At 65.6% G+C, this 13,485-nt stretch carries 12 protein-coding genes and 3 pseudogenes; 6 read left to right on the forward strand and 9 right to left on the reverse strand.

All coding sequences use genetic code 11. The annotated features are described in order from the left end of the window. Positions 1-223 precede the first annotated feature (223 nt). Positions 224-1,622: pseudogene (locus ACVWY3_RS29980) on the reverse strand (flavin monoamine oxidase family protein). A 187-nt stretch (positions 1,623-1,809) separates the two neighbouring features. On the opposite strand from ACVWY3_RS29980, the gene ACVWY3_RS29985 reads away from it, so the two are divergent. Next, a complete protein-coding gene (locus tag ACVWY3_RS29985; RefSeq protein ID WP_456841688.1) occupies positions 1,810-2,793 on the forward strand; it encodes a YiiX/YebB-like N1pC/P60 family cysteine hydrolase in 984 nt (327 codons plus the stop codon). Positions 2,794-2,859: 66 nt separating this feature from the next. Here the strand turns inward: ACVWY3_RS29985 and ACVWY3_RS29990 are convergent, their stop codons facing one another. Beyond that, on the reverse strand, positions 2,860-3,135 hold the full coding sequence (locus ACVWY3_RS29990; protein WP_024338640.1) for a metal-sensitive transcriptional regulator: 276 nt from the start codon (positions 3,133-3,135) through the stop codon (positions 2,860-2,862). Positions 3,136-3,186: 51 nt separating this feature from the next. On the opposite strand from ACVWY3_RS29990, the gene ACVWY3_RS29995 reads away from it, so the two are divergent. The 3 genes and pseudogenes from ACVWY3_RS29995 to ACVWY3_RS30005 all read left to right on the forward strand — a co-directional run bounded on the left by ACVWY3_RS29995 (position 3,187) and on the right by ACVWY3_RS30005 (position 7,289). Then, positions 3,187-5,637 carry a heavy metal translocating P-type ATPase gene (locus ACVWY3_RS29995; RefSeq protein ID WP_456841689.1) on the forward strand — a complete coding sequence of 817 codons (2,451 nt, stop codon included), beginning with the start codon at positions 3,187-3,189 and terminating at the stop codon, positions 5,635-5,637. Between the two features lie 229 nt (positions 5,638-5,866). Beyond that, positions 5,867-6,304: pseudogene (nikR, locus tag ACVWY3_RS30000) on the forward strand (nickel-responsive transcriptional regulator NikR); the annotation flags it as partial. Positions 6,305-6,548: 244 nt separating this feature from the next. Further along, on the forward strand, positions 6,549-7,289 hold the full coding sequence (locus ACVWY3_RS30005; protein ID WP_456841690.1) for a sulfate transporter family protein: 741 nt from the start codon (positions 6,549-6,551) through the stop codon (positions 7,287-7,289). A gap of 33 nt (positions 7,290-7,322) precedes the next feature. Here the strand turns inward: ACVWY3_RS30005 and ACVWY3_RS30010 are convergent. Continuing rightward, positions 7,323-7,712, reverse strand: a pseudogene (locus ACVWY3_RS30010) (HlyD family secretion protein); the annotation flags it as partial. Between the two features lie 34 nt (positions 7,713-7,746). Then, a complete protein-coding gene (gene nth / locus ACVWY3_RS30015; protein ID WP_456841691.1) occupies positions 7,747-8,517 on the reverse strand; it encodes an endonuclease III in 771 nt (256 codons plus the stop codon). A 22-nt stretch (positions 8,518-8,539) separates the two neighbouring features. Here nth and ACVWY3_RS30020 point away from each other — a divergent pair, with 22 nt between their 5' ends. Both ACVWY3_RS30020 and ACVWY3_RS30025 read left to right on the forward strand, forming a co-directional pair. After that, the gene (locus ACVWY3_RS30020) at positions 8,540-9,073 is read left to right on the forward strand and encodes a DUF2244 domain-containing protein (protein WP_456841692.1); all 534 of its coding nucleotides are present in this window, start codon (positions 8,540-8,542) and stop codon (positions 9,071-9,073) included. Positions 9,074-9,127: 54 nt separating this feature from the next. Continuing rightward, positions 9,128-10,024 carry a methylated-DNA--[protein]-cysteine S-methyltransferase gene (locus tag ACVWY3_RS30025; protein WP_456841693.1) on the forward strand — a complete coding sequence of 299 codons (897 nt, stop codon included), beginning with the start codon at positions 9,128-9,130 and terminating at the stop codon, positions 10,022-10,024. 117 nt (positions 10,025-10,141) lie between these two features. Here ACVWY3_RS30025 and ACVWY3_RS30030 read toward each other — a convergent pair whose 3' ends face one another. The 5 genes from ACVWY3_RS30030 to ACVWY3_RS30050 all read right to left on the reverse strand — a co-directional run bounded on the left by ACVWY3_RS30030 (position 10,142) and on the right by ACVWY3_RS30050 (position 13,466). Beyond that, complete coding sequence (locus ACVWY3_RS30030) at positions 10,142-10,765, reverse strand: 2,3-bisphosphoglycerate-dependent phosphoglycerate mutase (protein ID WP_456841694.1); 624 nt, start codon at positions 10,763-10,765, stop codon at positions 10,142-10,144. A 25-nt stretch (positions 10,766-10,790) separates the two neighbouring features. After that, positions 10,791-11,606 carry a 4-hydroxy-tetrahydrodipicolinate reductase gene (gene dapB / locus ACVWY3_RS30035; RefSeq protein ID WP_456841695.1) on the reverse strand — a complete coding sequence of 272 codons (816 nt, stop codon included), beginning with the start codon at positions 11,604-11,606 and terminating at the stop codon, positions 10,791-10,793. Between the two features lie 175 nt (positions 11,607-11,781). Continuing rightward, positions 11,782-12,093, reverse strand: a complete 312-nt coding sequence (locus ACVWY3_RS30040) for a DUF1330 domain-containing protein (RefSeq protein ID WP_456841696.1) — start codon at positions 12,091-12,093, stop codon at positions 11,782-11,784. Positions 12,094-12,168: 75 nt separating this feature from the next. Next, positions 12,169-12,882: an orotidine-5'-phosphate decarboxylase gene (gene pyrF / locus ACVWY3_RS30045; RefSeq protein WP_456841697.1), complete on the reverse strand. Its 714-nt coding sequence runs from the start codon at positions 12,880-12,882 to the stop codon at positions 12,169-12,171. 5 nt (positions 12,883-12,887) lie between these two features. Continuing rightward, positions 12,888-13,466, reverse strand: coding sequence for an NADPH-dependent FMN reductase (locus ACVWY3_RS30050; RefSeq protein WP_456841698.1), 579 nt, complete (start codon positions 13,464-13,466; stop codon positions 12,888-12,890). Positions 13,467-13,485: the final 19 nt, after the last annotated feature.

Here is a 13,485-nt window from a genome sequence, read left to right on the forward strand (position 1 = left end):
CGGCGTCGCTTCGCTCGCCTATGTCCCGGGCATCCACGTCTTGTTTTGCAGGAGTGAAGACGTGGATGGCCGGGACAAGCCCGGCCATGACGATGTGGAAACGGTAACGCCAAAAATGACGCCGTTTTCATATGCGATAGCGCTGCCTTGTGGGGGAGGGAACGGAGAGAGCGCTGCTGCCTCGCTCGACGGCCGAGTATGTTGCCGCTTGGTTGCCTCTGCCCTATCCCCGCGGCGCCCGCCGCTTCTTCGTCGACTGCGTCGGCACCTCCTGCTCGTCCCTGATCGCGCCGATCTTGCGCAGGGCTGCATCCGCGGCGCGCTCGCCGCTTTCCCAGGCGCCATCGACGGTGCCCCACAGCGTCTCGTGGGTGGCTTCGCCGGCGAGGAACATGCAGCCGATCGGCTCGGCCAGGACCTTGCGCGAGAGCTGGCCGCCGGGCGAGGCAGCCGACATCGCGCCCATGACATAGGGCGAGGCATTCCAGCGCGTCGCGCTGGTCTTCTGCACGGCGGACGCGGCCTCGCTGCCGAACAGCTTTGTGATCCATTCCTTCGCGAAGGCCGCCATCGCCTTCTCGCCCTGCTCGGAGAGATCGCGGCCGAAGGAGCCGCCGACGTCGATCGAGCACAGCGAGGATCCGCCGATATTGGCGTATAGCAGTGCCGTGCGCGTCGAGTTGCTCTGCTCGATCAGGATGTCGTCGCGCGACAGTCCGAGCGGGTTGCCGGGCAGCTGCAGCATGATGTGATCGTAGCTGCCGAGAGAGAGCTTGGACGCGGCGTCCAGCGTCCGCTTGGGAAAGATCGGGCCCGAACTTGATCGCGCCCGAGGTCAGCACGTTGGTCGAGACCGTGATGATGGCCGCACGCGCGGCGATCTTGCCGCTTTGCGTCTCCACGCTGACGTCGCGATTGCTCCAGACGATCCGGCTCGCCGGCGTCGACAATGCCACCGGCGCCTGCTCGCCGAGCCTGGTGATGAGCGTGCCGAGACCCTGGCGGCAGGCGATGGGAGCATTGCGGTCCTGCGCGCGGGCCTTGTCGATCGCGGACAGCTCCTTCAAATCCTTGCCGGCGAAGCTGGCCCCAAGCATGAACTCGGCCGCGCCGGCCCAGTCGCCGAGGTCCTTCGGCAGCGCGGAGGCGCAGGAGGTATCGAGCTTGCCGCGCGCGGCCTCGTCGATGGCGCGGTTGGCGCGCACCAGCGCCGCGAGGAATTCCTCGGTCTCGCCGGCCCGCGCATTGCGGCGGCCGATGCGCATCTTCTGCCCCGCCGGCGCCTGCACCACGTCCAGCCCGGCGGCCCGCGCGAGGCGGATCATCGGATTGGTTTCGGGATTGTGCATCCAGCGCGCGCCGCGGTCGAACGGCGTGTCGAAGGTCTTGGCATCAGTGATGCAGCGGCCGCCGATCTGCGATGCCGCTTCTACCACCACGACCTTGCGGTTGGCCGCCATGATGCGCCGCGCCGCAGCTATCCCCGCGGCGCCGGCCCCGATGACGACAATGTCGGCGTCGCGCGGCAGCGGCGCGGCGGTGGCGCGCGAGTCCGGCATCAAGACCGGCATCGCAGCGAAGGCCGCGGACGCCGAAAGGAAACCGCGGCGCGTGATTGTCATGTCATGGTTTCCGGGGACTTGCGGCGAACGGGAACAGCCCGCGAACCTTGCCGCATCTGATGCTGCGCGGCAACCATCATGGTGAATCAATCGTGCTTGATCTCACAGACTGATGAACCGAATTGCAACACGTTTCGACCATGATAGAGATGGAAGAAAAGACGGCCAGAAAGGCCCGGGGGAGCTCATGGGGACGGTCCTAGATTCAGTCGGCAAGCTGATTGCCGCGTACCTCTCGAAGGAGGTGCCGGGCTATGAGCCGTTCACGCCGAGCGACCCGGAGCACCTGCGCGGCGTCATCGAGCCCGGCGATGTGCTGCTGGTCGAGGGCAACAACCGCATCTCCGGCATCATCAAATATCTGACGCAGTCGACCTGGTCGCATGCCGCGCTCTACGTCGGCCCGATCGAAGGTGCGGAAGAGCCCAGCGGCGAACCGCATGTGCTGATCGAGGCCAATATCGGCGAAGGCGTCACCTCGGCGCCGCTGTCAAAATACTTCCCGTATCACACCCGAGTCTGCCGCCCGGTCGGGCTGTCCTATGAGGACCGCACCACGGTCTGCCGCTATGCGATCAACCGCATCGGCTTCGGCTACGACACCAAGAACATCGTCGATCTGATGCGCTTCCTGTTTCCGCTGCCGATACCGCAACGCTGGCGGCGCCGCATGATCGCGCTCGGCTCGGGCGACCCGACCAAGATCATCTGCTCGGCGCTGATCGCGCAGGCGTTCGACGCCGTGCGCTATCCGATCCTGCCCAAGATCACCAAGGCCGGCAGCCGCGCCGCGCGCCGCGAGATCCTGCACATCCGCGATTCCTCGCTCTACATGCCCCGCGACTTCGACATCTCGCCCTATTTCGAAGTCGTCAAACCCACCATCGTGCACGGTTTCGACTACACCTCCCTGCACTGGGCCGACAAGCAGAAGCCGCTCGAGGAGGTAGCGGGCACGTTCAGTGTGTTTCCAGAAACGCTCCGTGCGCCGCCGCTCGTTCCTGAAGCGATTGACGAAGAGACGCCGGCTGAAGTTTCGATTGAGGAAGTGAGCGCGCAGCCGGCGGAGATCACCGGGCGTGTTGCTGTCTCCAGGCATTTCCCGCTGCTGAAGAAGCTGACGATGTATCGCACGCGGCGGCGCCGGCGCACACGCGAGATCGCGGCCTAGGCCCCACGGGGTTATAGCGCGATAACGCCTCAACAATCGTCATGTCGCTCGCATGACGGAGCAGACCTACCGCTCCGCGCGCCCTATCACCGCCATCAGCTCCGCGATCTTCTCGCGCTGATCGGCCTTGTCGCCGCTCGCGATCGCGTGCTCGACGCAATGGGCGACGTGATCCTTCAAAATCTCTTCCTCGACCCGACGCAGCGCGGCGCGGACGGCCGAGATCTGCGTCACGATGTCGATGCAATAGCGGTCTTCCTCGACCATCTTCGAGAGACCCCGAACCTGGCCTTCGATCCGGCCGAGACGTTTTCCGACGGATGCCTTGATGTCCTTGCGCATGCGGCCTATATACCCCTACCGGGTATGGGTTACAAGGACCGGAGTGCGGAAATGAACGACGCCAACCACGAGCACCGTCCCGATGCGGAAACGCAGTCCGGATGCGGCCGTTCCACGAAAGCCCCGGCCGCAAAGCCCACCGCTTCTTCGTGCTGCGGCGGAGATGGCGATCACGCCGCTCACAGTCGTCATCACGCGCACGACCAAGACGCCGCGAAAGTGCTTGATCCCGTCTGCGGCATGACCGTCGATCCCGCGACTTCAAAACACCACCTCGCACATCACGGCGAGACCTTCCATTTCTGCTCCACCGGGTGCCGCACCAAGTTCGCCGCCGACCCCGCCAAGTATCTGGCCAAGGACAAGGCGCCCGACCCGGAGATGCCTGCGGGCACGATCTACACCTGCCCGATGCATCCGCAGATCCGCCAGGTCGGACCGGGCAGTTGCCCGATCTGCGGCATGGCGCTGGAGCCGGAGATGGCGAGCCTCGAGACTGGCCCCAATCCGGAGCTCGCCGACATGACCCGGCGGTTCTGGATCGGCGGCGCCCTGGCGCTGCCGGCCGTGGTGCTGGAGATGGGCGGCCATCTCGCAGGTCCTCACAACTGGATTGACCCGACTCTCTCGAACTGGATCCAGCTCGTGTTCGCAACGCCGGTGGTGCTGTGGGCAGGTTGGCCGTTCTTCGTCCGCGGCTGGCAGTCGCTCGCCACCCGCAACCTCAACATGTTCACGCTGATCGCGATGGGCACCGGCGTTGCCTATGTCTACAGCGTGCTCGGCACCGTCGCGCCGGAGATTTTTCCGGCAACGTTCCGCGGACATGGCGGCGCGGTCGCCGTCTATTTCGAGGCGGCGGCCGTCATCACTGTCTTGGTTTTGCTCGGGCAGGTGCTGGAGCTGCGCGCCCGCGATGCAACGTCAGGCGCAATCAAGGCATTGCTTCAGCTCGCGCCGAAGACGGCGCGCCGCGTCGACGCCGACGGCAGTGAGCATGAAGTCGAGATCGATACGCTTCACGCCGGCGACCGCTTGCGCGTGCGTCCCGGCGAGAAGGTGCCGGTCGACGGCATCATTCTCGAGGGCCGCTCCTCGCTCGACGAGTCGCTCGTGACGGGCGAATCCATGCCGGTGACCAAGGAGGTCGATGCCAAGGTCATCGCCGGCACGCTGAACCAGTCCGGCAGCTTCATCATGCGCGCCGACAGGGTCGGGCGGGAGACGCTGCTATCACAGATCGTGCAGATGGTCGCCGACGCGCAGCGCTCGCGCGCGCCGATCCAGCGGCTGGCCGATCAAGTTGCCGGCTGGTTCGTGCCGATGGTGATCGTTGTCGCGATCGCCGCCTTTATCGCCTGGGCCTGGTTCGGACCGGAGCCGCGGCTCGCCTTCGGCCTCGTCGCCGCGGTCAGCGTGCTGATCATCGCCTGCCCCTGCGCACTCGGGCTTGCTACCCCGATGTCGATCATGGTGGGCGTCGGCCGCGGTGCGCAGGCGGGCGTGCTGATCAAGAATGCCGAGGCGCTGGAGCGGATGGAGAAGATCGACACGCTGGTGGTCGATAAGACCGGGACGCTGACCGAGGGCAAGCCGAAGGTGGTCGCGATCGTGCCTGCGGCCGGCTTTGCCGAAGACGACATCCTGCGCATTGCGGCCAGCGTCGAGCGCGCCAGCGAGCATCCTCTGGCCGACGCCATCGTGCGCGCTGCGAAGGAGAAGCAACTCGCTCTGGGCCAGGTCGAGCAATTCGATTCGCCAACCGGCAAAGGCGCGACTGGCCGGGTGGACGGCAAGACCGTCGTGCTCGGCAATGCCAGATACTCGGACTCGATCGGCATCGACACCAAGGCGCTCGACACGGAGGCCGAACGGCTGCGCGGCGACGGTGCCACGGTGATCAACATGGCCGTCGACGGCAAGCTCGCCGGCCTGTTCGCGATCGCCGATCCGGTCAAGGCTTCGACGCCGGAAGCGCTGAAGGCGCTCGCGGCCGAGGGCATCAAGGTGATCATGCTCACCGGCGACAACCGCACGACGGCGGAAGCGGTGGCGCGCCGGCTCGGCATCGCCGAGGTCGAGGCCGAGGTGCTGCCGGACCAGAAGAGCGCGGTCGTCACAAAACTGCAAAAGGCCGGGCGCAGCGTCGCAATGGCCGGCGACGGCGTCAACGACGCGCCGGCGTTGGCGGCCGCGGAAGTCGGCATCGCCATGGGCACCGGCACGGACGTGGCAATGGAGAGCGCCGGCGTCACCCTGCTCAAGGGCGACCTCACCGGCATTGTGCGCGCGCGAAAACTGTCGCAGGCGACGATGAGCAATATCAGGCAAAACCTCTTCTTCGCCTTCGTCTACAACGCGGCCGGCATCCCGATCGCCGCCGGGATTCTCTATCCCACGTTCGGCCTCCTGCTCTCGCCGATCATCGCCGCGGCGGCGATGGCGCTGTCTTCGGTCAGCGTGGTCGGGAATGCGCTGCGGCTGCGTGCGACTCGGCTGTGAAGCGTAGTAGCCGCACGAAGGCGCACTCCCTCGCGCCGTTCTTACGGGGCCGCGACGAGCTTCGCTCGCGCTGAGAGGGTTGGGGTGAGGGGCTGTCTGCGCAATCACAGTGAGAATTGGACTCGCGGAGAGTCCCCCTCGCCCGGAATTCAAGCTAGGCTTGAATTCCGACCTCTCCCAGCAAGCGGGGCGAGGTAATAAGAGGAGCGGTGGCCGCGGAGAGGACCTGATGCAGCGAATTACCATCACGATCGAGGACGAACTCTTGGCGGAGATCGATGCCGCGGCCGAGGCGCGCGGCTACCAGAACCGCTCCGAGATCATCCGCGACCTCGCCCGCGCCGGGCTGCAACAGAGCACGGAAGACACCGCGCAGACCGGCCAGTGCGTGGCGGGTCTCGTCTATGTCTACGACCACGCCGCGCGCGATCTTTCAAAACGCCTGGTGCAGGAATTCCATGGTCACCATGACCTCGCGCTCGCGACCCTGCACGTCCATCTCGATCACGACAATTGCATGGAGATGACCGCGTTGCGCGGCGACGCCGCCGAAGTCAGGCATTTCGCCGACCACATCATCGCCGAACGCGGCGTGCGCTACGGCCGCGTGATGATGATCCCGACGGGCGAGGGGAAACCGGCGAAAGTGCGGAAGCACGGGCACCGGGCACGAGTAGTCCGTAGCTCGCGTGCCCCGGACGAGCGCAGCGCGCACTTACGCGGTGCGCTGCAGAGCGCGGGCCATCTCGCCGCAAGCTCCTGGGTCCCGGCTCGGCAGCGCGTCATTGCATGCCGCGCTACGTCCGGGACACGAGAGCCGCAATCCGCAGACCTCCGCTGGGCTACGCGCCCTTGCCGAAGCCGCATCCGGTGTCTACCTCTCGCGAAGTGCTTACCTGAGAGGGTCCCCCATGCTGGATACCGCCGCAAAGGCGCTGTCGCAAATGCTGTCGCCGCCGATGCGCTCGATCCTGTGGCGATCGATCGGGCTTGCACTGGTGCTGATCACCGTGCTGGCGATCGGCTTGCAGCGGCTGCTCAGCTGGTTTGCGACCTCGGGCGAGGTCTGGCTGGAAGGCCTGCTCGGGCCGGGCTGGCATTCGTCGCTGGAAGTCCTGGCCTGGATCGTCTCGATCGCGGCCGGCCTCGGCGTCGTGTTCGGCGGCGTGTTCCTGATGCCCGCGATCACCTCGCTGGTGGCGAGCCTATTCGTCGACGACGTCGCCGAGATCGTCGAGCGCGAGCATTATCCGGCCGAACGGCCGGGCGTGGCGCTGCCGTTCAACCAGGCGATGTTCGAAGGCATCAAGACCGCGCTGCTGACCATCCTGGTGTATCTCGCGGCCCTGCCGCTGGTGCTATTCGCCGGCGCCGGCTTCCTGATCTTCTTCCTCGCCGCCGCCTGGCTTTTGGGTCGCGAATATTTCGAGCTCGCCGCAATGCGCTTCCGTCCGCCGGAGGAAGCCAAGGCGATGCGGCGCGACAATGCCGCGACCATCTTCACCGCCGGCCTGTTCATCGCTGCTTTCGTTTCGATCCCGGTTGTCAACCTGGCGACGCCGATCTTCGGCATGGCCTTCATGGTCCACATGCACAAGCGCCTGTCAGGTCCGCGGCGAGAGCTGATCGAGCCGGCGCGCCAGATGCGGTGACCTCGATCAGGTCACCTTCACCCCGCACTTGCGCAGCACCGTCTTGGCAAAGCTGAACGGCGCCGGGGCCTGCGCGACCTGCGCCTCGTAATCGGCGGGATCGATCTGGATCAGGAGGTCACCGGCCTTGACGTGCTGGAAGTCGGTCACTCCTACCGCGAGCACCGCGCCGGAGACGCGGCTCGAAAGCCGCGTCAGATCGGCGCGCACATAGGCGTCATTGGTGGTCTGGACCACGGCATTGCCGACCCATTCGTCGAAGCGCAGCATCGCCAGTGCGACGAAGCCGAGCGCGACGACGACGGCGAACAGCGGGATCGCGAGCCGGCTCCAGAGCGAGCTGGCCGGCGGCAGCATGGGCTTGGGCGACGCGGCGGGGGTGGCGGCAGGTGCCGACGGTGCGATCTGCTCTTGTTGACTCACGACGTGCCCCTAATGCGCTTCGCTCTCACGACCGTCACACCGTCTTCTCCGGCCAGCGACAGAGATCGTTGATCAGGCACACCTCGCAGCGCGGCTTGCGCGCGAGGCAAGTATAGCGGCCGTGCAGGATCAGCCAATGATGGGCGTGCAGCATGAACTCGGCCGGGATCACCTTTTCGAGACCAAGCTCGACGTCGAGCGGTGTCTTGCCGGGCGCGATCCCAGTGCGGTTGCCGACGCGGAAGACATGCGTGTCCACGGCCATGGTGTGCTCGCCGAACGCCATGTTGAGCACGACGTTGGCGGTCTTACGCCCGGCGCCGGGTAACGACTCGATCTCCGCGCGCGTGCGCGGCACCTCGCCGCCGAAATCACTGAGCAGCTTGGCCGACAGCGCGATCACGTTCTTCGCCTTGGTGCGATAGAGGCCGATGGTCTTGATGTATTCGCGCAGGCGCTCTTCGCCGAGATCGAGCATCTTTTGCGGCGTGTCGGCGACTTTGAACAATTCCCGTGTCGCCTTGTTGACCCCGGCATCGGTCGCCTGCGCCGACAGCACCACGGCGACCAGCAGCGTGAACGGATTGATGTGCTCGAGCTCGCCCTTCGGCTCGGGATTGGCCTTGCGGAAACGGCTGAAGACCTCGTGAATCTCGGCGGGCGTCCATGGCCTGGTGGCTTTGAGCGATTTCTTGGCGGAGGCCCATTTCTTCGAAGAGGCGTTGGGCTTCGCGACGGCCGGTTTTGCCTTCTTCTTCGGCACCGGCGCTTTGCGCGGGGCCGGCTTGCGGGTGATTTTCGCCATGATCGGGATATACTGAGGGACGATGAGCACAGGCAACGAAATTGAGCGCAAGAATTCTGAAGATCCGCGCGAGGCGCGGATCTTCTCCGCGCTGCTGACGCCGCATCGCTCGCTGAACCGCACCGGCTTCCTCGCGGTGATGCTGTTCCTGAGCGTCGTCAGCTTTGTCACCGGCCTTGCCTTCCTGATGATGGGCGCCTGGCCTGTGTTCGGCTTCTTCGGCCTCGACGTGCTGGTGATCTGGTGGGCCTTCAAGGTCAATTTCCGCGATGCGCGGGCGAGCGAGGAGATCGTGGTCACGCCGTCCGAGCTGCGCGTGCGGCGCGTCAGCCATCGCGGCGCGGTCGCCGAATGGACCTTCAACCCGCTCTGGGTCCGCCTCGACATGGAGGTCGACGAGGACTTTGGCATCGAGCATCTCTATCTGATCTCGCGGGGCCATCAGATCCAGATCGCCCGATTCTTGGGCCCAGAAGAAAAATCTAGTTTTTACAAGGACTTGATCGAGGCACTGAATGCCGCCAAGCGTGGCCCGACCTACAATCCGGTGACCTGAGCGCAGTCAGAAATCGGGTGGTTTCCTAGCCTCCGCCCTCCTACATTTCCGGTCATGATGACACTCGCCATCCATGACCAGCGCCTGGCCAAGCCGGGCCCCCAGAATGCCGCGCTGCGCGACTACGATTCCGTGCGCCGGGCGATCGCGTTCATCTCGGAGAACTGGCGCGCCCAGCCGACCATCGAGGCGATGGCGGATGCCGCCGGCGTCACGCCGGATGAGCTGCACCATCTGTTCCGCCGCTGGGCTTCGATCACGCCGAAGGCTTTCATGCAGGCCCTCACCCTGGACCACGCCAAGGGGCTGCTGCGGGACTCCGCAAGCATCCTCGACGCCGCGCTCGACTCCGGCTTATCGGGGCCGGGCCGGCTGCATGATCTCTTCGTGACGCATGAAGCGATGTCGCCGGGTGAATGGAAGAACGGCGGCGCGGGCCTCACCCTGCGCTACGGCTTCCATCCCTCGCCGTTCGGCACCGCGATCGTGATCGCGACCGATCGCGGCCTGTCGGGCCTCGCCTTTGCGGATCATGGCGAAGAGAAGATCGCACTCGCCGACATGACGCGGCGCTGGCCGAACGCGACCTATGTGGAAGATCACGAAGGCACCGCGCCGCTCGCCCACCGCATCTTCGACCCCAGGATGTGGCGGCCGGATCAGCCGCTGCGCGTGGTCCTGATCGGCACCGATTTCGAGGTGCGGGTGTGGGAGACGCTGCTCAAGATTCCGATGGGGCGCGCGGTGTCCTATTCCGACATCGCCTGCAACATCAACAGCCCGAAGGCCTCGCGCGCCGTCGGCGCTGCGATCGGCAAGAACCCGGTCTCCTTCGTCGTGCCCTGCCACCGCGCCCTCGGCAAGAGCGGCAAGCTCACCGGCTACCACTGGGGCATCACCCGCAAGCAGGCCATGCTGGGCTGGGAAGCCGGGCGGATCGGGATGCAGTGACTTATTCAATGTCGTTCCGGGGCGATGCGAAGCATCGAACTACGGTGCGCAATTGCGCACCTGGGAACCTCGAGATTCCGGATTCGCCCTCCGGGCGCCCCGGAATGACGGTGTCTATCAGCCCGCCAGATCCAGCTTCGAGGCCACGGTCGAATCGGCATTCAGCCGGTAGATGATCGGCACACCGGTCGCGAGCTCGCGCTTCAAAATGCCTTCCGGCGAGAGCTTTTCCAGCACCATGATCAGCGCGCGCAGCGAGTTGCCGTGGGCAGCGACCAGCGTGCGCTTGCCATTGAGCACGCCGGGCAGGATCTCCTGCACGTAGTAAGGCAGCGCGCGTGCGAGCGTGTCCTTCAGGCTTTCGCCGCCGGGCGGCGGCACGTCGTAGGAGCGGCGCCAGATCAGCACCTGATCCTCGCCCCATTTCTTGCGCGCATCGTCCTTGTTGAGGCCGGAGAGATCGCCATAGTCGCGCTCGTTCAGCGCGAGGTTCTTCGAGGTCGGCAGACCTTCTTGCCCGAGCTCGCCGAGGATGAGGTCGAGCGTGTGCTGCGCGCGCGTCAGCACCGAGGTGAAGGCGACGTCGAACACAAGTCCCTGCGATTTCAGCTTGCGACCGGCTTCTTTCGCTTCGGTGACGCCGAGCTCGGTGAGATCAGGGTCCTTCCATCCCGTGAACAGGTTCTTCAGATTCCATTCGCTCTGGCCGTGGCGCACGAGCACGAGGAGACGTTCGCTCATTGAGGATTTCCGTTACTTGCTTGATTCAGATGTCGGCGAGACCGAGCACGTCGGCCATGGAGTAATGCCCGGGGCTCTTGCCATGCGCCCACAGCGCCGCCTTGAGCGCGCCATGGGCGAAGAGCATGCGGTCCTCGGCCTGATGCGACAGCGTCAGGCGCTCGAACGGGCCGAGGAAGGTCACGCTGTGGTCGCCGGCGACGGTGCCGCCGCGCAAGGAGGCGAAACCGATATGGCCCGGCCGGCGCGCGCCGGTGATGCCGTCGCGGCCGCGCTCGGAATGGTCGTCGAGAGTGACGCCGCGGCCGCTGGCTGCGGCCTGGCCCAGCATCAGCGCCGTACCGGAGGGCGCATCGACCTTCATGCGATGATGGGTCTCGACGATCTCGATATCGAAAGTCTCATCGAGCGCCTTGGCGACGCGCTTGACCACGGCGGCGAGCAGATTGACCCCGAGACTCATATTGCCCGACTGCACCACGACGGCGCGGTTAGTCACGCTCTTGATCACGGCGTTGTCGGAGCCCGACAGGCCGGTCGTGCCGATGACATGGACGAGGCCGCGCTCGGCGGCGATCGCGACATTGGCGATGGTGGCTGCAGGCACGGTGAAATCCAGGATGCCATCGGCGTCCTTCGACATCGCCCAGAGATCAGCCGAGAGCTTGATGCCATTGGCCGGCAGGCCTGCGAGCACGCCGGCGTCCTTGCCGAGCAGCTCCGAGCCCGGCGCCTCCAGGGCACCCGCCAGCACCGCGCCTTTGCTCTCGGCAATCGCCCGCGTCAGCGCCCGGCCCATCCGGCCGCCAGCTCCTGCAACAATTAAGCGCATGTCGGACATGGTGTGATCCTCTCTCCGGCCGTTGTAGCGGGGGGATGCAGTTCCGGCAACCGAGGGGGATCGGGGCAGGGGCCGCCACGTTCACCGTCATTCCGGGGCGGCTCGCAGAGCCGAACCCGGAATCTCGAGATTCCGGGTTCGATGCTTCGCATCGCCCCGGAATGACAGTCCCGGCTCAGCCGTCCTGCGGCTGCGGGCCGTCATAGCCCTCGATGATGATGAGGTCGGCGGTCGAGTGCGGCTGGCGCACCTTGATGTTGGCCTGGTATTCCGGCGAGTTGTAGCAGGCGATCGCGGTCTCGTAGTCAGGGAATTCGATCACGACGTTGCGGGTGCGGCTGGCGCCCTCGACGGTGGTGAACTTGCCGGCGCGGACGACGAAGCGGCCGCCCCATTTCTTGAAGATCGGACCGTTGGCGACGGCGTAGGGCTTGTAGCCCTCCTCGTTGCTCACGTCGACGCGTCCGATCCAGTAGCCCTTTGCCATCGTTCTTCTCCCTGGTTGTTCGTGCTCTCTATCTGAGCATGCCCTGATCGGAAAACCGCCTCGCACTTCTCCGCATCACGCTCGGAGCGCCTGCGCGATCTCGACCTGGATAGCATCAGCGATCGCCTTGGGGTCGGCGGCTTCCACCACCGGCCGTCCGACGACGAGATAGTCGGCGCCCGCGACAATCGCACGACCGGGCGTCATAATGCGTTTCTGGTCGCCTGTTGCCGAGCCCGCCGGACGGATGCCGGGCGTGACGAGGGTCATCTGGTGGCCGACGATCTTGCGAAGGCTGCCGACTTCCTCGGGCGAGCACACGAGGCCATCGACGCCGAGCACCTGCGCCTGCTGTGCGCGCGCTTCGACCAGCTCTGAGACGCCGAGCCGGTAGCCGGCCGCGTGCAGGTCGTCCTCGTTGTAGGAGGTCAGCACCGTGACGGCGAGGATCTTCAGCTTCGAAGAGCCACGGCCTTCGACGGCGCCCTTCATGGTCTGCGGGTAGGCGTGCACGGTGAGGAAGGTCGCGCCCAACTTCGTGATGCTCTCGACGCCTTGCGTCACGGTGTTGCCGATGTCGTGCAGCTTGAGATCGAGAAAGACCTTCTTGCCTATGTCCGCGAGCTTGGCGACGAGCGGCAGGCCGCCGGCATAAGCGAGCCGATAGCCGATCTTGTAGAAGCTGACGCTGTCGCCGAGCCTCGCGATCATCGCCTCCGCGGCATCGACGCTGGGCAGATCGAGCGCGACGATCAGGCGGTCTTTCGGGGCGATCTCGGCTGGCGTCATGTCACTCACATCATGCGTTGGGAAATGTCGATCAACTGCGCGACCAGCTGCTTCAACGCGGCGATATCGTCCTCGTTCTTCAGCCTGTCCATATCGTCATAGGCCTGATCGGCAAAGGCGAGCGCGAGCTGATTGGCAATCACGTTGGCGTGGCAGGAGGTCAGGATCAGCCTGAGCGCCTGGAGCGCGCGCGCAGCACCGAGCCGGCTCTGCGAGGCGCCGGCGAGCGCGAAGGACCGGTTGCGGAATACGTCGCCACGCGTCTCATGCAGCTCCTGCACGCGGCTGACCCAGTCGATCGCGTTCTTCAGCAGCGGCGGCACCGAGGCGTTGTATTCGGGCGTGACGAGCAGGACGCCATGATGCGCACCGATCATGCGCTTGAGGTTGATGGCGTGCTTGGGAATGCCTGACTTGGCCTGAAGATCGCCGTCGTAGATCGGCAGCGGAAAATCGGCGAGCGAGATGCGGGTGACGTCGACGCCGGCTTGGGCAAATTCATAAGCGGCTAGCGCTGCCAGCTTCGCATTGTGCGAACCGGTGCGCAGCGAGCCGGGAATGACCAGGATTTTGGGTGCGGGCATCCGATCCAATGCGTGCGGC

Source organism: Bradyrhizobium sp. USDA 4486 (assembly GCF_054057995.1).

Excerpts from the sequence above, each read along its gene's own strand:
- ACVWY3_RS29985 (WP_456841688.1), top strand. The coding sequence starts at position 1,810 with ATGGGGACGGTCCTAGATTCAGTCGGCAAGCTGATTGCCGCGTACCTC.
- ACVWY3_RS29990 (WP_024338640.1), bottom strand. The coding sequence starts at position 3,135 with ATGCGCAAGGACATCAAGGCATCCGTCGGAAAACGTCTCGGCCGGATC.
- ACVWY3_RS29995 (WP_456841689.1), top strand. The coding sequence starts at position 3,187 with ATGAACGACGCCAACCACGAGCACCGTCCCGATGCGGAAACGCAGTCC.
- ACVWY3_RS30005 (WP_456841690.1), top strand. The coding sequence starts at position 6,549 with ATGCTGGATACCGCCGCAAAGGCGCTGTCGCAAATGCTGTCGCCGCCG.
- nth (WP_456841691.1), bottom strand. The coding sequence starts at position 8,517 with ATGGCGAAAATCACCCGCAAGCCGGCCCCGCGCAAAGCGCCGGTGCCG.
- ACVWY3_RS30020 (WP_456841692.1), top strand. The coding sequence starts at position 8,540 with ATGAGCACAGGCAACGAAATTGAGCGCAAGAATTCTGAAGATCCGCGC.
- ACVWY3_RS30025 (WP_456841693.1), top strand. The coding sequence starts at position 9,128 with ATGATGACACTCGCCATCCATGACCAGCGCCTGGCCAAGCCGGGCCCC.
- ACVWY3_RS30030 (WP_456841694.1), bottom strand. The coding sequence starts at position 10,765 with ATGAGCGAACGTCTCCTCGTGCTCGTGCGCCACGGCCAGAGCGAATGG.
- dapB (WP_456841695.1), bottom strand. The coding sequence starts at position 11,606 with ATGTCCGACATGCGCTTAATTGTTGCAGGAGCTGGCGGCCGGATGGGC.
- ACVWY3_RS30040 (WP_456841696.1), bottom strand. The coding sequence starts at position 12,093 with ATGGCAAAGGGCTACTGGATCGGACGCGTCGACGTGAGCAACGAGGAG.
- pyrF (WP_456841697.1), bottom strand. The coding sequence starts at position 12,882 with ATGACGCCAGCCGAGATCGCCCCGAAAGACCGCCTGATCGTCGCGCTC.
- ACVWY3_RS30050 (WP_456841698.1), bottom strand. The coding sequence starts at position 13,466 with ATGCCCGCACCCAAAATCCTGGTCATTCCCGGCTCGCTGCGCACCGGT.